Raw genomic sequence first — 21,147 nt, forward strand, 5'->3', positions numbered from 1 at the left:
CGCAGTGCGCGGTTGGGTGACCTGGACGTTTGCCGCCTACAACCTGATCCGCCTCGGTGGCATCGGCGAGTGGTGGGAACCGTCGCCGACATGAGCAACGGTGGGAGACGTGCGTCCGCAGGGCGGGGAAACGCGCCATGCGCCCACCATCACGACCGTCATGCATAGATCGCGGCTATCGAGAGTGGCGCGAGACGGTGCTTCTCAACAGCCTGCTAGTGGCGGCGACCACTATGGCAATCAGACCATCCTTAGATGTAGACATCGAAATCAGGGTGTTGCACGGCATGCTGCGCTGTCGCTGCGTGAGGCGTCAAGCAACTTTCCTCGTCAGAACAAAGGACTGCTGCGTGAACACGCTTACTGTCGCGTCATGCATGCCGTGCAACACACCACACATGAGGGTGTAACCGGTTATGGGGCGAAAATAAGGGCGTAGCAGTTGCCACACGAGCCGTCGGTTGAGGATATGTGGGACGCGGCGCACCGCGCTCTTGATTCGGCTTTTCGAGCAGTGCGCGCAGGATGCGCGCTGCTTTTCCGGGGCCCCTGGGCGGCGGTGAGGCGGGGACGATCAGGCCGCGCAGCGGGCGAGGCCATGGATGGCCTCGCCTTTTCGCGCGGGCAGGAGCCCGCTCGAAAAGCCCGGCACCGACTCACGGACGTTCCGTCCATGGAAGGACGGAACGCGCCAACCGGGGTGGCCTTCTCTTTTGGTTACTTTTCTCTTGGCCACGCAAGAGAAAAGTAACTCGGGCGCCGGCAGGCGCACGAAACTGCTTTGTTGCTGGCGGAGAAAAGAGCAAGAGCCCCCTCTCCCCTACCCCTCTCCCGCAAGCGGGAGAGGGAAGCTGGCATTGCGCGGGAGAGGAGAAGGGCGAGCGCGTCAGCGCTTCGCCGGCGCGCTCCGCAGCGGCGCGGTGGAACCGCGCACCACCAGTTCGGGGCTGAAGCCCTCGTTGCCCTCCTCCAGCGGCTCGCCGTTGGCCGCGCGCTGCAGGTTGCCGATCAGGCGCTGGGCGGCGTGGCGGGCGATCTCCTCGGTGGCCTGGCGCGCGGTGGTGAGCGCGGGCCAGGACTGCTTGGAAAACGGGCTGTCCTCGAAGCCGGCGATGGAGAGTTCCCACGGCACGCTGATGCCGCCGGAATGCGCGGCGGCCAGCACGCCGGCGGCGATCTCGTCGTTGGAGCCGAAGATCGCGGTGGGGCGATCCTTCAGCGCGAGCAGCTTGCGCGCGCCGCGGAAGCCGTCGTCGAAGGAGTAGTCGCCGGGCAGGACCAGCTTGCGGTCCAGCGCGATGCCGTAGTCCTTCAGCGCGTCCTCGTAGCCCTGGTAGCGCTCGGGACTGGAACGATGGTCGCGGCCGCCCCACAGGAAGCCGATGCGGGTGTGGCCGAGCTGGATCAGGTGTTCGGTGATCGCGTACGCGGCGTCGCGGTCGTCCACGTAGACGCAGGGATAGCCGTCCCTGGGGTCCTGCCGCGCGGAGATCACCCGCATGAACGGGATCTTCGCCGCCGCCAGCGTGCGGATCAGCTCGGGCTGCTCGGACATCGGCGGCGCCAGCACCAGGCCGGCCAGCCGCGCGTGCGCCGTCAGCGCGACCAGCTCCTCGGCCAGCCGCGGCGAAGTGGAGTCGCAGGGATGGATCTGCAGGCCGTAGCCGCTCTTGCGGCAGGCGGCCAGCACGCCGCTCTGCATGCTGATGATGTAGTGCGCGTTGGGGTTGTCGTAGACCAGGCCCACCGCGTAGGCGCGGGTGCTGCGCAGGCTGCGCGCGGACGGATCGGGCCGGTAGCCCAGCGCGTCGATCGCGCGCTGCACCTTCTCGCGCGTGCGCGCGTGCACCGAGGGCTCGTTGTTGATCACCCGCGAGACCGTCTTCAGCGAGACGCCCGCCTGCTCGGCTACATCCTTGATCGTGGCGCTGCGCAACCGTCGGGCCTCAGGTACCGTGGGATGGAAGGGCGCGCAACGCGGCCGGCCGGCCGCGCAAGCGCGCGGCACAGTCTAGCGGACGGCTGCGCGGTTGCCGCATGCGTCGTCAGGCCGCCGCGTGCTGGCCGACGCGGTGGCCGCGCAAGCCGTAGTAGAGGATGTACAGGTAGCACGGCACCATCAGCAGCACGAAGGCGAGCTGGAAGTTCACGAACTCCTTCAGGTGCACGAAGGCCTGCGGCACCAGCGCGCCGCCCACGATGCCCATGATCAGGTAGGCCGAACCCACCTCGGTGTGGCTGCCCAGTCCCTTGATCGCCAGCGGGAAGATCGCCGGCCACATCATCGCGTTGGCGAAACCCAGCGCGGCGACGAAGGTCACCGAGGCATAGCCGGTGGTGACGTAGGCGCCGATCGCCAGCAGCACGCCGAGCACGGCCGACACCGCGAGGTAGCGCTGCTGCGAGACGAAGCGCGGGATCAGCACCAGGCCCACCAGGTAGCCGCTCAGCATCGCGAACATGGTGTACGCCGTGAAGTGCTTGGTGGCGTCCAGCGGCAGGCCCAGGCCCTGGCCGTAGATGCCGATCGCGTCACCCGCCATCACCTCCACGCCCACGTACAGGAACAGGCACAGCACGCCCAGCCACAGGTGCGGGAAGCTGAAGATGCTGCGGCCGGTGTGGCCGATCGCGTGCTCGTCGTTGGCACCCGCCGGCTTGATCTCCGGCAGGTTCGAACGCACCACCCAGATCGCCAGCAGCACCAGCAACGCGGCCATGGTCAGGTACGGCCAGTACACCCGCGAGGCGAAGCTGTTGAGCAGCGCATCGGCCGCCGCCGGCGTCGCCGCCGCCTTCACCTGCTGGTCGAGCGTGTCGAGGCCGCTGAGCACCAGCCAGCCGAACACGAACGGCGCCGCCGCACCCGCCAGCTTGTTGCAGATGCCCATCGCCGCGATGCGCTGCGCCGCGCTGTCGATCGGCCCCAGGATGCTGATGTAGGGATTGGAGGCGGTCTGCAGCAGCGACAGTCCCGCGCCGATCACGAACAGGCCCACCAGCGCGCCGTGGTAGACGCGCAGGTCGATGAACTGGGCGAACAGCACCGCGCCGATCGCCATGACGAACAGGCCCAGCCCCATGCCGTGCTTCATGCCGGTGCGCTTGAGGATCGCCGCCGAGGGCAGCGCCAGCACGAAATAGGACAGGTAGAACGCCACCGGTATCAGGAACGCGCTGACGTCGTCGAGCTTGAAGGCGAGCTTGACGAAGATCGTCAGCGGCCCGTTGAGCCACGTGAAGAAGCCCATGATGAAGAACAGCACGCCGATGATGATCATCGGCCCGATGTAGGAACGTTCGGACGGCGCGGCCGCCAGCGTGCTTGCCATGGAGTCTCTCCCCGGGAACGGCGTGTACGGCCGTGAGCATAACGGCACCAGCGGCCGCCGAAGACTCCTTTATTGGCCGCAAAGTACAACGTTGTCAACCGGCAGTCGCCAACCGGCCGACGCACCCTGTAGGAGCGCACCCTGTGCGCGATGGCTTTTGGTTCCGCCCCAAGGCGCAAAGCATTCGCGCACAGGGTGCGCTCCTACATGCACTTTCCCTCTGCGTTGCGCGTGGCGAGGCCCGATACAACGCATTCTGACGCTTCGGCGAAATTTGAATCGATCCAGTGCCGTGACCCCTGCCAACGGTCATGTTGCAAGGCCTGACAGGGGATGGTGAAAATCTCGGGACAGTCACTTGACAACGTTGTCATGTCGATTCCAGACTCCGCCAACATCACCAGCCGGTGGCCTTGCGCGCAGCGCGCGCCGCACTGGCCGATCGCAGCGGACCAAGGGGAAAGCCACGTGGGAGAGTTCGCCAGCCAGCGTCATGCCGCCCAGCCGTCGCCGCGACCGTCGGCGGCGAATGGCGCGCATGACCACGGCGAGCCGTTCCTCGCCGCCGACGTCGGCGGCACCCATGCACGCATCGGCCTGATGCTCGGCACCCCCGGCGACCGCCAGCCGGTCCGCGTGCTGCACTACCACCGCTACCACTGCGCCGACTGGTCCGACCTCGGCAGTCTGCTGCGCGATTTCGTGGCGCAGCTGGCGGTCGCCGGCCACGCCCCGCTGCAGGGGCGCATCCGCCGCTGCGTGGTGGCCAGCGCCGGCGTGGTGCTGGACGACGCCATCGTCAACGAGAACCTGCCCTGGCCGGTGTCGATCGCCGCGCTGCGCGAACAGCTGGGCCTGGCCCAGCTGGAAGTCATCAACGACTTCGAGGCGGTGGCCTGGGCCACCCAGTTCCTGAGCGTGGACGAGACACTGCCGGTGATCGAGACCGCGCAACCGGCCGCGCGCGGTCCGGTGCTGGTGATGGGCCCCGGCACCGGGCTGGGCTCGGCCGTGCTGCTGCCGCGCGCCGGCCATGCCCAGGTGCTGCCCACCGAGGCCGGCCAGATCGCGCTGGCGCCCGGCAACGAGCGCGAGATCGAGATCCTGCGCGTGCTGGCGCGCAGCCGCAGCCACGTCTCGTACGAGGAAGCCCTGTCCGGCCCCGGCCTGCTCAAGCTCTACCACGCGCTGTGCGAGCTGCGCGGCTGCGCGGTGGCGCTGATGACGCCGGCGGAAGTCACCGGCGCCGCGCTGGCCGGCTGCGACGCCACCGCGCTGGAAACGCTCGAGGTGTTCTGCGGCCTGCTCGGCAGCTTCACCGGCGACCTGGCGATGCTGTACGGCGCCAGCGGCGGCGTATTCCTCGCCGGCGGCATCCTGCCGCAGATCCACGGTTTCCTGCGCGCCAGCAGCTTCGCCGCGCGCTACTTCAACAAGGGCGTGATGCGCGCGTTCCTGCAGAAGGTTCCCGTACGACTGATCGAGCACGGCCAGCTAGGTGTCATCGGCGCCGCCGGCTGGTTTCTGGACGAGCGGCAGGGAGATCAAGCCATGCCACCGCTCTAGCGACACGGCGCCGAACGCCGCCAACCAAGCAAGCCACCACCACGACCATACGGTCCCGACTGATCCAGCCTCTGAGGGGAGGACATCATGAACCATCGCAAGACACTGCTAGCCGCGAGCATCGTCGCCGGCCTGTGCCTGTCCGTCGGCGCGTACGCGCAGGACAGCACACAGAACCCGAACAACCAGGGCAATGCCCAGAACAATGCGGCCGCCAAGAAGAAAGTGACCGAGCTGCCGTCGGTCACCGTCACCGGCATCCGCGCCACCGAGGCCGCTTCGCTCGCGCTGAAGAAGGACGCGAACTCGCACATCGAGGTGGTGACCGCCGAGGACATCGGCAAGCTGCCGGTGAAGAACGTGGCCGACACGCTGCAGCGCCTGCCGGGCGTCAACATCAGCTCGGCCAGCGCCAGCGAGGGCGGCTTCGACGAGAACGACCGCGTCAGCCTGCGCGGCACCAACCCCAGCATGACCCAGACCCTGGTCAACGGCCACACCATCGGCACCGGCGACTGGTTCGTGCTGTCGCAGACCTCGACCGTGGGTCGCAGCGTGAGCTACAGCATGCTGCCTTCGGAAATCGTCAGCGAGGTGGTGGTGCACAAGACCTCCGAGGCGCGCCTGCAGGAAGGTGGCGCCACCGGCACGGTGGACATCATCACCCGCAAGCCGCTGGAGTTCGCCAAGCAGACGACCGGCTCGGTGTCCGTCGGCGGCGTGTATTCCGACCTGCCGAGCTCGACCAAGCCGCAGGCCAGCGGCCTGTTCAACTGGAAGAACGACGACAACACCTTTGGCGTGATGGTGCAGGGCTTCTACGAGAAGCGCAGCCTGCAGCGCAATGGCCAGGAACTGATTGGCGGCTACAACCAGATCCAGGCCACCGACGCCGTGGCAAAGGCGCATCCCGACCTGGCCGGCGTCTATTACCCGCAGGAAATCGGCTCGACCTTCTTCACCCAGACCCGCACCCGCAAGGGCGGCGCGATCGACCTGGAGTGGAAGCCGCTCGACAACCTGACGCTGAACCTCAACGGCTTCGCCACCACGCTCAAGGCCGACAACTACAACCGCAACTACATGTTGTGGACCAGCCAGTTCATCAACCAGGGCGGTCTGCAACCCGGCTACACCGTGCGCAACAACATGCTCACCAACGCGAGCTTCGCGCAGGTGGCAGGCAACACCAACCCTTCCGTCGTGTATGACCAGATCTCGCGACCGGGCGCCGAGTCCAGTTCGAACTACGTGACGTTCGATGCGGACTGGCGCGCCACCGACAACCTGACCTTCAAGGGCCAGGTCGGCACCACCCACGGCACCGGCAAGAGCCCGACGCAGGACGTGCTCGAATTGGGCGCGCAGCCGGGTGCGGCCGCGAGCTGGGCCATCCAGGGCACCGGCAAGCCCACCAACTGGACCGTCGGCGGCGACAACAGCTCGCCGAACGCGATCCTACCCTCCGCCGGCTGGATCTTCGGCGAGAACGGCATCGACGCGAAGGACAAGGAAAACTGGGTGCAGGGCGACGGCGAGCTCGACTTCGACCAGGGCGCACTGTCCTCGCTGCAGTTCGGCGTGCGCTATGCCGACCACACCCGCGAGAATCTGCGCAGCATTGCGCAGGGCCCGACGGGCGACTGGCAGAACCTCGCCAACTATCCGACCAGTTGGTCGAACTATCCCAGCGACCTGGCCAGCAGCGTGGGCGGCAACTTCCCCAGCAACATCTGGTACTACTCGCCGGCCCAGCTGGCCGCGTTCGACGCAAAGTTCGCCAACCGCGACCCGGTGGCCCGCTTCTATTTCAACGACATCTACAAGGTCAACGAAAAGGACGGCGCGGCCTACTTCCAGGCGAACTTCGACGGCGACCGCTGGAGCGGCAACGTGGGCGTGCGCTACGTCAACACCAAGGAAAACATCAGCTACTCCAGCACCAGCCCGATCGAGAGCGGCGCCATCGGCCCGATCACCGGCTCGGCCTTCGGCGACTACTACTGGAACACCTACCACCACAGCTACGGCAAGCTGTTGCCGAGCGTGAACTTCAAGTTCAACCTCACCGACGACCTGCTGGCACGCTTCGCCGTGTCGCAGACGATGACCCGGCCCGACTATTCCTCGCTGGCCGGCTTCATCTCGCTCAACGACCTGACCCTCGCCGGCAGCGGCGGCAACCCGAAGCTCAAGCCACTGATCTCCACCAACTTCGACAGCGCGCTGGAGTGGTATTTCGCCCCGCGTGGCCTGCTGTCGGCCAGCGTGTACTCGATGCAGCTGAAGGACTACGTGAACTTCAGCAACGTCACCATGAGCTTCAAGAACATGCAGGACAGCGCTACCGCCGGCCACGACGTCTTCACCAACTACCTGGTCAGCGTGCCGTCCAACGTCAACGGCAGCGTCAAGGGCGTGGAACTGAACTACATCCAGCCAATCGGCGACAACTTCGGCGTGTCGGCGAACTACACCTACGCCGCCGGTCATGCCAACAACGGCGCGCCGCTGCAAGGCACCTCGAAGACCACCGGCAACGTGTCCGCCTTCTTCGAGAACGCGAAGTTCAACGCGCGCGTCAGCTACACCTACCGCTCGTCGTTCTACGCGGGCGTGAGCCGTGCCGACAACTTCTACCAGGCGGGCATCGGCAACCTCGCGCTGTCGCTGGGCTACAACATCAACGACATGATGTCGGTGTCGTTCGACGCGATGAACCTCAACAACGCGACGCTGAAGTACTACACCAAGAGCGACGTGTTCGGGAACCAGCCGTACTACTTCTACGACAACGGCCGCCAGTACTACCTCAACGTGAACTTCAAGTTCTGATCCACCGCTTTCCGCTACACCGCAGCATCCACGCGGGCCACGGACGGCCTGCACTCTCCCCGAGCGGGCCCGGCTTCACTTTGCGGGCCCGTCTTTTTATCTGGCGCCCCGGGGATGGCATGCTGGCTTCACCAGTCCTTTCCCGCTTGCGGTAGAGGGCGCTGCATCGAACCCTGCAGGAGCCGCCGATGAATCGTCTTGCCTTGCTGTCCCGCTGCGCCTGCCTGTTGCTCGCGCTCGTCCTGCTGCCGGCACAGGCCGCCCGCGCCGACGATGCGACGCCACCCTCCTTGATCCCGCTGCCGGCGCAACTCGAGTTGCAGCACGGCGGCTTCACCGTGGACGCGCACACGCCGGTGGTGCTCGCGAGCCACGACGACGCAACGAAACAGACCGCGGACTACCTGATCGACCTCGTCGCGCGCACGCGCGACCTGCATCTGCGCGTTGCCACCGACGGCAAGGCGGCGCACGCGATCATGCTGCAGCGCGACCCGCACGCGCCGGTGGCGCAGGCCGAAGGTTACGCGCTCGATGTCACGCCGCAGGGCATCCGCGTCACCGCGCGCGACGACGCCGGCCTGTTCCACGGGGCTGTCACGCTGTACCAATTGCTGACGCCCGACGCGAAGCAGGGCGCGGTCGAAGTGCCCGCGCTGTCCATCCGCGACTGGCCGCGCTTCGCCTGGCGCGGGCTGATGCTGGATTCCGCGCGCCACTTCCAGAGCGTGGCCGAGGTCGAGAAGCTGATCGACCAGATGGCCCAGCTCAAGCTCGACGTGCTGCACTGGCACCTCACCGACGACCAGGGCTGGCGCATCGAGATCAAGCGCTATCCCGAACTCACGAAGATCGGCGCCTGGCGCACCCCGCCCGACGCCGGCCATGACGGCGAGCCAAAACGCTACGGCGGTTTCTACACGCAGGCGCAGATCCGCGCCGTGGTGGCCTATGCCGCCGCGCGCCACGTCACCATCGTGCCGGAGCTCGACATGCCCGGCCACGCGCAGGCAGCGGTGGCTTCGTATCCGCAGGTCGGCGTTACCGGCCGGCGGCCGAAGGTTTCCGTCGACTCGGGCGTGAACCCCTGGCTCTACAACGTGGACGATCCCACCTTCACCTTCATCGACCACGTGCTCGACGAGGTGATGGCGCTGTTTCCCTCGACGTACATCCACGTGGGCGGCGACGAGGCGATCAAGGACCAGTGGCAGGCCTCGCCCGCGGTGCAGGCGAAGATGCGCGCGCTGGGCATCAGCAACGAGGATGCGCTGCAGGGCTGGTTCATCGGCCGCGTCGGCCAATACCTCGACAAGCACGGTCGCAAGCTGATCGGCTGGGACGAAATCCTCGAAGGCGACAACCTGCCCGCCGACGCCACGGTGATGTCCTGGCGCGGCATCGACGGCGCGATCAAGGCCGCGCTGCTCGGCCACGACGTGGTGATGTCGCCCGCGCCGGATCTCTACTTCGACCACGTGCAAGGCGATCTCGCCGACGAATACTCCGGCCGCCTCGGCGTGGAGTCGCTCAAGGACGTGTACGGCTTCCGGGCGCTGCCCGACGTGCTGAACGCCACGCAGGCGAAGCACGTGCTGGGCGTGCAGGCGAACGTGTGGACCGAGCACCTGCCGACGATGGCGCACGTGGAGCACGCCGTGTTCCCGCGGCTGGACGCACTCAGTGAAGTGGCCTGGTCGCCGGCCACCACGAACGACTGGCCGGGCTTCCTCGCCCGCCTGCCCGCGCAGCTCGCGCGCTACCGCGCGCAACACGTCGCCTACGCCGACAGCGCGTTCGCGGTGGACATCGCGGCGGACCGCAACGTGGCGCTGGCCACCGACAAGGCCACCGTCACCCTGTCCGACCAGAGCGGCTTCGGCGACATTCACTACACGCTGGACGGCAGCACGCCCTCGCCGGCCTCGCCGCGCTACGACGCGCCGTTCAACGTGAGCCTGCCCACTACCGTGCGCGCCGCCAGCTTCGCCGCCGACGGCAGCGCGCTGTCCGCGCCACGCGAACGCGTGCTGGACCGCGCCGCGCTGCTCAGCCTGCCCGGCACCGCGCTGGCGAACTGCCCCGGCAGCGACTTCCGCCTGCGCGTGCAACCGATGCCCGACGCGACGAGCACCCAGCCGGTGTACGCGGTGAACGTGTTCGACACCTGCCAGCTGTTCCCGCCCACGCTGATGGATGGCATCGCCGCGATCCACGTCGACGCGGTGCGGCTGCCGCGCAACTTCGCGCTGGCGCACGAGCAGAAGCTGGTGGTCTCGCGCCCGCACCGCACGCCGTTCGGCGAACTGGTGGTGCACGCGGACCGCTGCGACGGCCCGGTGCTGGCCAGCATGCCGCTGCCCGATCCCGCGCACGCCCCGCGCCAGTTCCAGCTGGACGCGAAGCTGCCCGCGCAGGCCGGCGAGCACAGCCTGTGCCTGATCTACACCGCGCCCGTCGACGGCCCGCTGTATGCACTGGGGCGGGTGTCGCTGCAAGCCAGGCCCTGAAGCTCTCGTTCTTCGTCCACCCCGCGCGCGGGGTGGACGGTGCAGCCATCAAGCGGACGGCGCGCCTTCCTTTCGCCCTCGGCGCGGCAACGCGCCATCGCGGACGGAGGGATCAGAACGCCGTCATTTCAGGCAGTGCGGCGCTGCACGGCGCGCGGCTGCAGCGCCTGCCGCGCCGCCTGCGTCTCGGCGGCGCCCAGCTCCACCAGCGGCACGAACTTGCCCGCGACCTGCGCCGCCATGGGCATGCCGTCGCGATACAGCACGCGCGAGCCGGCCACCGCCGGCACCTTGTCGCCCGCCAACACGCTGCCCACCAGGTTCAGCGGATCGCAGCCGCCCACCACGACCATCTCGCCATCCTCCGCGCGCTGACGGATCGCGCGCAGCGGCGCGATCGCCTCCGGCAACGCGAACTGCTCGCCCACCAGCCCTTCCACGAAACGCCCGCCGCGGATCTCGCCACGCGCCTCCAGCCGGCGGTACACGCGCGACAACTCGCGCCAGCGCGGCAGCCACGGCGCCTCGCGCTCCAGCAGCTGCCAGAACACCACGCCGTAGCGGGCCAGCAGGGCGCGGGCGACATGCTCCAGATTTTCCCCCTCTCCCCTATGGGGAGAGGGTTGGGGTGAGGGGCCACTCTTGCCACTGTCTGCATCAGGCGATGCTTCTGCGAGCACCCGCCCCTCATCCGCCCCCTTCGGGGCCACCTTCTCCCCAGCGGGGAGAAGGGAACGAGCTACCAGCGACCAGCGCCCCGCGTCCTCGATGCCGCCAAACACATGCCGGCGCATGCGCCGGTGCCGTGGCGCCTCGCGCTTCGCCGCGGGCAGCAGCAGGGCGCGCAGGCCGGCGAAGCTGTCGGCGCTGACGCGGCCGGCGGCGACCAGTTCGCCCAGCGCGTCCTCCAGCTCGGTGCGCAACAGGTGGACGATGGACTGCAATTCGTCGAAGAACAGCGCGCCGTGCTCGCGCAGCGCGTCGGCCACCGCCTGCGCCCGCGAGGACAGCAGGCTGTCCTGCGGCGACGATGCCTGCGCGACGGACGTCCAGACGGCCATCTGCCGGCGCGGCAGCAGCACGATGGGCGTGGCGCGTACCGGTCCGCTGCCGCCGCCCGCGCGCAGGCGGCTCCAGCCGACGCGGCCGGCGCGGCACTGCCCGTCCAGCCAGCTCGCCGAATAGTCGGCGAGGCGCGCCGGCAGGATCTCCGCTTCCCAGGCGCCGGCCGCGGCCTCGTAGCCCTCCAGCTGGTTCAGCACCGCCGGCAGCGCGTCGGGGCCGCGCAGTTGCGTGGCGGAACTCAGGTGTTGCCAGTCGAGCAGGAAGCGCATCAGTTGGCGCCGGCTCACCGGCTCGATCTCGCGGCGCAGGCGGCCCAGCGTGTAGCGATGGATGCGCGCCAGCAGATGGCGTTCGCACCATTGCGTTTCGGCAAGCGTCGGATCGAACACGCCCTGGATCACGTAGCCCTCGCCCTGCAGGCGCAGCAGCGCGGCTTCCACCTCGGCGGGCGCCACGCCCGGCGGCGCGGCCAAGGCCTCGACCGTCACCGGCCCCAGGCCCAGCAGGCGGCCACGCACCAGTTCACGCAGGGCGTCCTCGCGCGTCCATGGTTGCGCCGCATATTCGGCGGGCGCGGCGATGACGGGATGCAACACGGCCTCAGGGTGCACGGCTCGCCACAGCGGCAATTTTTCCGCACTGACCCACACCGTGTTTTTCTCCCTCTCCCCCAACATCGTTGCGGGAGAGGGCGGGGTGAGGGGGAGGCTTTCGGCTTTGCTTGGCTGAGTCACGGGAGAAGCAAGAGCGTCTCCCTCACCCCAGCCCTCTCCCCCTGCCACAGGCAGGGGGAGAGGGAGTTCAAGGCGCGTGGCGCGCTGGTCCTTCGCCAGCGCGCGCAGCTTGTCGTCCCAGCCGTCGTTCGCCACCGCTTCGTCCACCGTGACCCCGCCCAGCGCATCCAGCGCCTCGTGCATCTCGTCCACGCTGCGCACCTCGGGCCAGGCTTCCGCGCGCACCGCGGCGATGGCCTCGGGATCGAGCCGGCCCAGGTCGCCGGCGCCGGCCGGCACGTCCTGGCGCACCGCGCGCGTGCGGCGTTCCTCCAGCGGCGCGTCGTCGAGGAAGGCGTAGGGCGCGGCATTGAGCACCGCGCCGGCCAGCGGGCTGGGCGCCGCGAGGTCGCGCGCGACGAGGCGGATCGTGCCGGTTTCGAGTTGTCGCAGCAGGCGCAGCAGGCCGTCCACGTCCATCGCCTCGCGCAGGCAATCGTGCAAGGTCTGCGCCACCAGCGGATGGTCGGGAATCTGCCGCTCGCCCACGATGTTCTCCAGGCAGGCCACCTGGTCGGGGAATACCGCGGCGAGCAGGTCCTCGCTCTTCATGCGTTGCAGCTGCGGCGGCGTCTTCTTGCCGCCGATGAAGCGCGGCAGCGCCAGCGCGGTCACCGCGTTCCAGCGCCAGCGCGCGGGGAACAGCGGCGCGTCGAGCAGCGCCTGCACCAGCACGTGCTCGGCGGAGTTCGAGTGCAGGTAGCGCGCCACTTCCTCCAGCGGAAAGCTGTGGCTGGTGGACAGCGACAGCACGATCGCGTCCTCGGTGGCCGCCGCCTGCAGCTCGAAGTTGAACTGACGGCAGAAGCGCTTGCGCAGTGCCAGCCCCCAAGCGCGGTTGATGCGGCTGCCGAATGGCGCGTGGATCACCAGCTGGGTGCCGCCGGACTCGTCGAAGAAGCGCTCGAACACGATGACCGACTGCGTGGGCAGCACACCCAATGCGGCCTTGGCGCCGGCGAGGTAATCGGCCAGTTGCCACGCGGCGGCTTCGCCCAGGCCCAGTTCGTCACGCAGCCACGCCAGTGCCTGCGCTCTTGTCTCCTCCCCCTGCTTGCAGGGGGAGGTTGGGAGGGGGTGCTCCTCTGCCGTAGCAGAAACCGAAGCACCCCACCCCGGCCCTTCCCTGCCAGCAGGGGAGGGGGAGTCGTGAGGTTCAAGCAAGGCGTCGACTTCCTCGCGCAAGCGCGATACCGCGAACGAGAGTTCGTCCGTGCGCCCCGGCGCCTCGCCCAGCCAGAACGGGATGCTGGGCGGCACGCCGTGCGCGTCTTCCACGCGCAGGCGGTCGCGCTCCACGCGCAGGATGCGGTAGCTGGTGTTGCCGAGCTGGAAGATGTCGCCGGCGAGGCTTTCCACCGCGAAGTCCTCGTGCACCGAGCCGATCACCGTGGCCTGCGGTTCCAGCACCACGAGGTAGTCGGCGGTGTCGGGGATCGCGCCACCGGAGGTGAGCGCGACCAGCCGCGCGCCACGCCGCGCGCGCAACTGCCGATGCACGGCGTCGCGGTGCAGGTAGGCCGCACGCGCGCCGCGGCGGGTGGTGAAGCCGTCGGCCAGCATGCGCACCACCGCGTCGAAATCCGCGCGCGCCAGATCGCGGTACGGATGCGCGCCACGCACCAGCGCGTACAGCGCATCCTCGTCCCACTCGCGGCAGGCCACTTCGGCGACCAGCTGCTGCGCCAGCACGTCCAGCGGCTGCGGCGGCTGCACCAGCGCGTCGAGTTCGCCGCGGCGCACGGCATCGAGCAGTGCGGCGCATTCGACCAGGTCGTCGCGCGTGGTGGGGAACAGCCGCGCCTTGGGCGTGCCGCCGACCTGGTGGCCGGAACGCCCCGCGCGCTGCAGGAAGGCGGCGATGGAACGCGGCGAGCCGAGCTGGCAAACCAGGTCCACGTCGCCGATGTCGATGCCCAGCTCCAGCGAGGCGGTGGCGACCAGCACCGACAACTCGCCGCGCTTCAAGCGCTGCTCGGCGTCCAGGCGCTGCTCCTTCGCCAAGCTGCCGTGGTGCGCGGCGACATGTTCCTTGCCCAACCGCTCGGAAAGATGCCGCGCCGCACGCTCGGCCAGCCGTCGCGTGTTGACGAATACCAGGGTGGTGCGATGTGCCTGCACCAGTTGCGCGAGGCGGTCGTAGACCAATTCCCACGCGTCGTTGGACATCACTGCTTCCAGCGGCACGACGGTGAGTTCGAGGGCGAGGTCGCGCTTGCGGGTGTAGCCCGTATCTATGATGGTGACGCCGCTTTTCGCGTTCGCCTCCTCTCCCCTCAGGGGAGAGGATTGAGGTGAGGGGCGGGTGCTCGCGGAAACGTCACCTAGAGCTGGCTCTGATGATGGTCGAGGCGAGAGTGGCCCCTCACCCCGACCCTCTCCCCAAAGGGGAGAGGGAGATGTTGTGCCGACCAAAAAGTCGGCCACCTCCTCGATCGGCTTCTGCGTCGCCGACAGTCCGATCCGCTGCAGCCGCCGCTGGCACAGCGACTCCAAGCGCTCCAGCGTCAGCGCCAGGTGCGCGCCGCGCTTGCTGCCGGCCACGGCGTGGATCTCGTCCACGATCACGCTGCGCGTGCTCTGCAGCATCTCGCGGCCGGAGGCGGAGCCGAGCAGGATGTACAGCGACTCCGGCGTGGTGACGAGGATGTGCGGCGGCGTCTTGCGCATCCATGCGCGCTCGGCCTGCGGGGTGTCGCCGGTGCGCACCGCGGTGCGGATCGCCACGTCGGGCAGGCCGCGTTTTTCCAGTTCCGCGCGGATGCCTTCCAACGGCTCTTCCAGATTGACGTGGATGTCGTTGGACAACGCCTTCAGCGGCGACACGTAGACCACCCGCGTCTCGTCCGGCAGCGCGCCGCCGTTCGCCACGCCTTCGCGCACCAGCGCGTCGATCGCGGCGAGGAAGGCGGTGAGCGTCTTGCCCGAGCCGGTGGGCGCGGCCACCAGCACATGGCCACCGTCGCGGATCGCCGGCCACGCCCCCGCCTGCGCCGCGGTGGGCGCGGCGAAGCGGCCATCGAACCAGGCGGCGACGGCAGGGTGGAAACCGGTCAGCGGGGAGGCATCCGCTTGCATGCAGGCAGGGGGCGATGGCAGTCGGGAACTATGGATTCTACGCGTGCCAGGCGCGTGTCCGCGTCACCACCGCGGGCTGGCGATTCGCAATGCGTCGCGTATGCTTGGCCGCTGCAGCGATCTTGCACAACCACCGGAACCCGACAGGACAACAGACATGCAGTTGGCGTCATCGACTTCCGCTTCCGCGACGGCGACTGCGCCGGGTTCCGGACGCCGCTTGCCGATGCCCGACGGCCAACCGCTCTGCCTGCACGACTGGCCGCTGCCGCAGGCGCGCGGCGGCGTGCTGATCGTGCACGGCCTGGGCGAGCACGCCGGGCGCCACGAGCGCCTCGCGCGCTGGTTCAATGCGCACGGCTACGCGGCGCGCAGCTACGACCAGCGCGGCCACGGCCGCACGCCCGGCCCGCGTGGTGCGCTCCAGCATGCCGACGACCTGCTGGCGGACCTGTCCGTGGTGCATGCCGACTACGCGCGCACGCTCGGCGTCGCGCCGCTGCTGCTCGGCCACAGCATGGGCGGCCTGGTCGCCCTGCGCGCCGTGCTGGACGAGCGCATCATGCCGCGGGCGCTGGTGCTCTCGTCGCCCGCGCTGCGCAGCCACGCCTCGCCCGGCCTGCGGCGGCTGGCCGCGACGCTGGCACGGCTCGCGCCGAACCTGCGCCTGCGCAACGGCCTCGAGCTGGAGCGCCTGAGCCACGACCCGCAGGTGGCGGCCACCTACCGCGGCGACCCGCTCTGCCACGACCGCGTCAGCCCGCGCCTCGCCGACTTCATCTTCCGCGCCGGCGCCAGCTGCATTGCCGACGCCGCTCGCCTCGAAGTGCCCAGCCTGCTGCTGGTGGCCGGCGACGACGCGCTGGTCGATGCCGGCGGCAGCCGCGATTTTTCCGCCGCCGCCGCGCGCACCAGGCAGCTCACCACGCGCTACTTCGCGGCGCTGTACCACGAGCTGTTCAACGAAGCCGAACCCGGCCGCAGCCAGGTGCTGCTGCAACTGGAGGATTGGCTGGAGCGGTTGGCGGCCTGAAGCGGCCGACAGATACAAGAACACACGGATATTGCTCGAAACCTTCGCCTTGATCCGCCGCCGTCCGGAATGTCTGCTGTTTCATCGTGTCGATCCCGTCGATCGTCAGTATGGGACCATGTTGCAGGTTTGTGAGACTTTTCGGCGTTGCCATAGAGCGGCTTCAGTTCGGCTCCGACTGCGCGAGTGGACACGCAGCCGGAACCGGGACATGCGCCTTACTTCATAGCTTGGCCTTGATGCCGATGAAGTACGTGCGTCCCACGACATCGTATGTCGCCGCATCCGTCAGCAGTGGTGCGCCCGCGATCCGCGGCGGAACCTTGTCGGTCAGATTTGCAACGCCCGCTGTGAGCATGATGTTGTGGGTCGCCTGCCAGTGAGCATCCAGGTCGAAGTAGTTGTAGGCCGGGACACCGGGATCGCCGCTTCCGGCGCCGTCCATCAAGTCGGTCATCGCCGAGATGTAGCGCCAGTGCAGCGCCGCCGACACCGGCCCAACGGAATAGCCGATCGTCGTGTTGGCCTTCCATCTCGGATGCGACAGGTCAGAGATGCTCGAGCCATCGGCCGCCAGCGCCGTACTGGTATCGGCAACCGAGCCCGCGTAGTTGCTGGCCGCGATCCCAGGCACGCCGGAAATCGTCAGCGAGTGCACGTAGGAGATGAACGTCTGCAGCCTTACCTTGCCATCGAGGGGTAGCCCCAAGTCACGCAACGGGAAACCCCAGTGCGCTTCGACGTCGACGCCTGTCGTGACATACGAACCGATGTTCTCCGAGGATTCCCGGCCCAGCGTGATGGCTCCGGTGGTCGGATCACGCGTGATTCGCTGGCAGAAGGGGTTGCTCTCGGAGTAGCCCGGATTCGAGTTGTTGGCGTTGAAACAGTTCTGCAGGACCGAATCGAGGGTCACGCCTGCGATCGCGCCCTTGATCGCGGTGTGGTAGTAGTCAACGGACATGCCGAGGTCACGCGCCATCGGCGCATTGAAGCGCGGCGTCAGCACCCAGCCCAACGTGTAGGTATCGGATTTCTCCGGCTGCAGATCCGTGTTGCCGGTGATGATGCCGTTCGCCGAATTGAGACCGTAGGTGAACGACGGATACACCGATGCGGGCACACCCTGCGCCTGGCACAGCGCCTGCACCTGGGAGGCATTCGAACCGCTCCGCTGCGGACTGCCGACTTCGCACGGATCGCCATTGATGCTGTCTTGCGCCTGCACGACCGGGTTGTACAGCTCCTGCAGGCTCGGCGCGCGAATCGCCCGGTTGAACCCGCCACGGAACATCAACGCGTCGTTGACCTGCCAGCTCAGACCCACCTTCCAGGTGTTTTCGCCGCCGAACAGCTTGTAATGCGAATAACGTTCGCCGAGGTCGAGCGACAGATCCTTCGCAAGCGGCTCGTTGCTCAGCAGCGGCACACGCAGCTCGCCGAACGCCTCGCCCACATCCATCGAGCCGGCCGTCGAACCAATAAGGTCGTACGACGGGGAGATGATGTCCGGCGGGATCGGCGAGGGCATCACGTTGAACGCCGGATTCAGAGACGAATCGGCCCGGTAGTTGAACCTATCAGAGCGGTAATCGACGCCGAATGCGGCCTCCACAGTCCCTGCCCACAGGTCCCCGAGTTCCCCGCTCACGGAGGCCTGGAAGTAATCCTGCGTGAGCACCATGTTGTTATGCGCGGTGCCCGTGACGTACGCCAGACAGCCGGGACTTATCGGGTGGCCACCGAGTGGATTCCAAGCGTAACCGACACAGTTGTTGCCATTGGAACCAATGTAGTTCGCCGTGCCGTACAAGATATTCTCGAGCGCCGGCAGATTGACGTTGTTCTGCTGATCGTTGTTGAAATTGGTCTGGCCGTACGACGCGAAAGCGTTCCACTTCCAGCTCGACCAGCCGAACCAGCCATTGAGTCCGGTGGTCAGCTGGTAGTTATGGTAACGAAAGCTCTCGATGCGCGGCCCGAGCCCGGTCAGCCAGGCTTCCATCTCCAGCGGCCCGGTGCTCGGCGAACCACCGGCGGTCGTTGCAGTGCGGGCGTTGAGCAGGGACATCAGCGCGGCATTGCCCGTCACGAATGGATTGTTCTGCGGCACGTAGACGTACTTGCCCGGACCGGCGAACGCGGGGCCGTTGTTATCCGTGGCGGTCGAGCTCATGAAGTTGATCTGGGCATATGCCTCGAGGAATTCGTCGAATTTGTAGGTGACCTTCGAGAACAGATTGATCCGATGCGACGGAACCTGCACAAAGAAGTATTTCCCCAGGTAATTCTCGATCGTCGAGCAATTCGGTGAAATCTCAAGCCCCGGGATCTTGCCCACCGGCCCTTGGTAGTTCTGCACGCAGTTGCCCGCGGCGCGCGTGGTGAACAGGGTGCCGTTACTGTTCAGACCGATGTAGCCACCGTAGTTGCCGGTGCCCGAGATCGGCGTCGTGCCAGGGTAGCCAGCCAGGATGGAGTTGACCGCGGAAATCGGAATATTTCCACCGAGCTCGCCCGCGCTGAAAATACCTTCCGGCGCGCGCGGCACGGCGCGGTTGAAGTTCACGGGGTCGGAAAAGAAGGAGCGATCCGCACCGGTGATCGCGTTGCGCCGGTTGTACTCGACGTCGAGGACCGCGTTGCCCTTGTTGTCCGCGAAGTTGTTGCCCATAAGGATGCTGGCGCTGTTTTCCTGCCCACCGCCTTGGGTGCTCCCCCCGGTCTGGGCGGCGAGCTGGATGCCCTGGAAGTGCTGACGCAGGCGGAAGTTGACGACACCCGCCACGGCGTCCGAACCGTACGTAGCCGAGGCGCCACCGGTGATCACATCGACGTCTTCGAGCAGCGCCATGGGAATCAAGTTCAGGTCTACCGCGCCGTTCGGGTTGGTCGGCACCAGGCGCTGCCCGTCGAGCAGCACCAAGGTGCGCTCCGCGCCGAGGCCACGCAGGTCGGCGTAGGACTGGCCGCCCTGGAAGCCGGTGGCCCCTTGCACGTCGCCGACCTCGCTCTGGCCCTGTGCAGCCGCGAACTGCGGCATCCGGCCGATTGCCGAGTCGAGGGAGACCTGGCCGGCGGCCGCGATCTGGTCGATGCCGATCGTCGCCAGCGGGCTGGAAGAAACTTCGCTGCGGCTGTGGACCTGGATCAGACTGCCGGTGACCGTGACGGCTTCCAGGCGCTTGACTTTCTTCTGCTCGACGGGGGGCGCGACCGAGCCTGCCGCTGCGGTCTGCGGCGCGGAATCGGCAGCCGGAGCGCTCGTCCCGCCCGCGGCCGCGGCGACCGGGGAATCGCCGGTGAGGCCTGCGGCGTGCGCCGCGGCGGTGGTGGCCATGAGCCCCGCCACGACCATGAATATGGCGCGCGCGAGTGGCCGCTGTACGAATGGCTGGGTGCGAGTACCCATACCCGGTGGCACTGGATCATTCGCAAGCTTAGGCACCGGGACAAGCCGTGACGAAAATGCCGTCACAACCGGCTGCATCGCAGATGCGACGGTATGTTTGCTTTTCATGATTTAACCCCTTCCCCGGTATGTCCGAATTGTTTCGAACGGGACACTACGATCAAAGATTCCGGTCGCCCAGCAACGACTATTTTCTCCCCGGTAACTTCGATTACACGAAACCTTTCGCCATCTCTAACCGCTCGACCTAAAAGCAACCTGAAACGAAAATAAATGTTTATTAAGGATTGAACATCCGCTCCTATGGTTGCAGCAGGGAATACCATCTCATCGAGGCCGACCTGGTCATCCTCGACGAACTGGGCTACTTGCCGTTCTCGCAGGTTGGCGGCGCCTTGCTGTTGCATCTCATCGGCAAGCGCTACCAGCACACCAGTCTGGCCATCACCACCAACCTCAGCTTCGCCGAATGGGCGGCGGCCGCATCGACGTTCGAGTGCAGGTACGTGGCGAACGCTGTCGGGCCGGAGTTGCCGATATTGGCGTGGGCCTGATGCAGGCAAACGATGGAACCGGTACCGGCCTCGTCAACCTGCGGGAGTGCGTGAGGCTGGCATTTGGTCCCGAAGCGCAACTATGGCTGAAGCCTGTTGGCGCTCAACGACCAGGGTCTCCGCGACTTCTATATACCGCAGGCGGTAAGCCCGCGGCGGGGATCAGGACGGTCAGCGGGTGCTTACATCATCAATCAGCTGCGCGCGCAATTGAAGGACTGCGAACGATCGCGTGCTCAAAGCACAGCGAACCGTCGCCTCCTCTCGAAATCCTGGTGAGCGGGCGTCCACTCCTGGCCACAGTTGGTCAGCTGATCTGTTGACCGCCGTTCTTGGCGCGCCGGTCCGCCACAACGTGCGGCCAAGTTATGGGTAAGTGCACACTGGAAGACTGGCTGCAGAAGATGGTGGGCCCGGAAGGATTCGAACCTTCGACCAAGGGATTATGAGTCCCCTGCACTAACCGCTGTGCTACAGGCCCACGGAGAACGAGCATGGCATGGTAGCGGCAGGGAATGTGGGCGTCGAGACGATCGCGTCTGCTGACAGCACGCTGTCAGCAAATCGGCATAGTCTGTCCGCTCCATCCCTGTGGAGACCACCCATGAACACCGAAGCCGTGGCGAAGCGATTGGTCGAGTTGTGCCGCAAGGGCGAGTACGAGCAGGCGCAGCGGGAGCTGTTTGCGCAGGACGCGGTGAGCATCGAGATGCCGGGCCTGCCGGCGGGTGCGCTGGGCGACGCCAAGGGACTGGCGGCGATCTACGAAAAGGGTCGCCAGTTCGCCGCGATGGTGGAGGCGGTGCACGCGAACACGGTGAGCGATCCGGTGGTGGCGGGCAACTGGTTCAGCGTGGCGATGGCCATGGATGTGACGTTCAAGGGCCGCGGCCGCACGCAGATGGCGGAGATCGCCGTGTACCACGTACGCGACGGCAAGGTGACGAGCGAGCAGTTCTTCTACGACATGGGCTGAGCGCCGGCCGGAT

General features: G+C 67.3%; 9 protein-coding genes, 1 tRNA gene and 2 pseudogenes. 6 read left to right on the forward strand and 6 right to left on the reverse strand.

Annotation, left to right across the window (positions count from 1 at the left end):
- Positions 1-886 precede the first annotated feature (886 nt).
- Positions 887-1,936, reverse strand: coding sequence for a LacI family DNA-binding transcriptional regulator (locus B0E52_RS16090; RefSeq protein ID WP_077485488.1), 1,050 nt, complete (start codon positions 1,934-1,936; stop codon positions 887-889).
- 109 nt (positions 1,937-2,045) lie between these two features.
- Positions 2,046-3,332, reverse strand: a complete 1,287-nt coding sequence (locus B0E52_RS16095; RefSeq protein WP_077485489.1) for a sugar MFS transporter — start codon at positions 3,330-3,332, stop codon at positions 2,046-2,048.
- Positions 3,333-3,800: 468 nt separating this feature from the next.
- Here B0E52_RS16095 and glk point away from each other — a divergent pair, with 468 nt between their 5' ends.
- From glk to B0E52_RS16110, 3 genes are all read left to right on the forward strand, one after another.
- Complete coding sequence (glk, locus tag B0E52_RS16100; protein ID WP_077485528.1) at positions 3,801-4,898, forward strand: glucokinase; 1,098 nt, start codon at positions 3,801-3,803, stop codon at positions 4,896-4,898.
- A gap of 87 nt (positions 4,899-4,985) precedes the next feature.
- The gene (locus B0E52_RS16105) at positions 4,986-7,733 is read left to right on the forward strand and encodes a TonB-dependent receptor (protein ID WP_077485491.1); all 2,748 of its coding nucleotides are present in this window, start codon (positions 4,986-4,988) and stop codon (positions 7,731-7,733) included.
- Positions 7,734-7,921: 188 nt separating this feature from the next.
- Positions 7,922-10,243 (forward strand): family 20 glycosylhydrolase, encoded by a 2,322-nt coding sequence (locus tag B0E52_RS16110; RefSeq protein WP_077485492.1) that lies wholly within the window; start codon positions 7,922-7,924, stop codon positions 10,241-10,243.
- A 128-nt stretch (positions 10,244-10,371) separates the two neighbouring features.
- On the opposite strand, the gene B0E52_RS18795 is transcribed toward B0E52_RS16110, so the two are convergent.
- Positions 10,372-13,017, reverse strand: a complete 2,646-nt coding sequence (locus tag B0E52_RS18795) for a hypothetical protein (protein ID WP_343124507.1) — start codon at positions 13,015-13,017, stop codon at positions 10,372-10,374.
- 234 nt (positions 13,018-13,251) lie between these two features.
- A pseudogene (locus B0E52_RS18800) lies at positions 13,252-15,159 on the reverse strand (DEAD/DEAH box helicase); the annotation flags it as partial.
- A gap of 226 nt (positions 15,160-15,385) precedes the next feature.
- On the opposite strand from B0E52_RS18800, the gene B0E52_RS16120 reads away from it, so the two are divergent.
- Entirely contained in the window at positions 15,386-16,192 is an 807-nt protein-coding gene (locus tag B0E52_RS16120) for an alpha/beta hydrolase (protein WP_254426841.1), read from the forward strand.
- Positions 16,193-16,415: 223 nt separating this feature from the next.
- Here the strand turns inward: B0E52_RS16120 and B0E52_RS16125 are convergent, their stop codons facing one another.
- Complete coding sequence (locus B0E52_RS16125) at positions 16,416-19,532, reverse strand: TonB-dependent receptor (protein WP_168174210.1); 3,117 nt, start codon at positions 19,530-19,532, stop codon at positions 16,416-16,418.
- A 398-nt stretch (positions 19,533-19,930) separates the two neighbouring features.
- Between B0E52_RS16125 and B0E52_RS18745 the strand changes: the two are divergent.
- A pseudogene (locus tag B0E52_RS18745) lies at positions 19,931-20,083 on the forward strand (ATP-binding protein); the annotation flags it as partial.
- Between the two features lie 480 nt (positions 20,084-20,563).
- Here B0E52_RS18745 and B0E52_RS16135 read toward each other — a convergent pair.
- Positions 20,564-20,639: transfer RNA gene (locus B0E52_RS16135), tRNA-Ile, on the reverse strand.
- Between the two features lie 123 nt (positions 20,640-20,762).
- On the opposite strand from B0E52_RS16135, the gene B0E52_RS16140 reads away from it, so the two are divergent.
- Positions 20,763-21,134 (forward strand): nuclear transport factor 2 family protein, encoded by a 372-nt coding sequence (locus tag B0E52_RS16140; RefSeq protein WP_077485500.1) that lies wholly within the window; start codon positions 20,763-20,765, stop codon positions 21,132-21,134.
- The last annotated feature ends 13 nt before the right edge of the window (positions 21,135-21,147 follow it).

The sequence above is a fragment of the Rhodanobacter sp. C06 genome, assembly GCF_002001105.1.
In the GTDB taxonomy this organism is placed as follows: Bacteria; Pseudomonadota; Gammaproteobacteria; order Xanthomonadales; family Rhodanobacteraceae; genus Rhodanobacter_A.

Coding starts and splice junctions, on each gene's coding strand:
- B0E52_RS16095 (WP_077485489.1), bottom strand. CDS start 3,332: ATGGCAAGCACGCTGGCGGCCGCGCCGTCCGAACGTTCCTACATCGGG.
- B0E52_RS16105 (WP_077485491.1), top strand. CDS start 4,986: ATGAACCATCGCAAGACACTGCTAGCCGCGAGCATCGTCGCCGGCCTG.
- B0E52_RS16110 (WP_077485492.1), top strand. CDS start 7,922: ATGAATCGTCTTGCCTTGCTGTCCCGCTGCGCCTGCCTGTTGCTCGCG.
- B0E52_RS16120 (WP_254426841.1), top strand. CDS start 15,386: ATGCCCGACGGCCAACCGCTCTGCCTGCACGACTGGCCGCTGCCGCAG.
- B0E52_RS16125 (WP_168174210.1), bottom strand. CDS start 19,532: ATGGCCACCACCGCCGCGGCGCACGCCGCAGGCCTCACCGGCGATTCC.
- B0E52_RS16140 (WP_077485500.1), top strand. CDS start 20,763: ATGAACACCGAAGCCGTGGCGAAGCGATTGGTCGAGTTGTGCCGCAAG.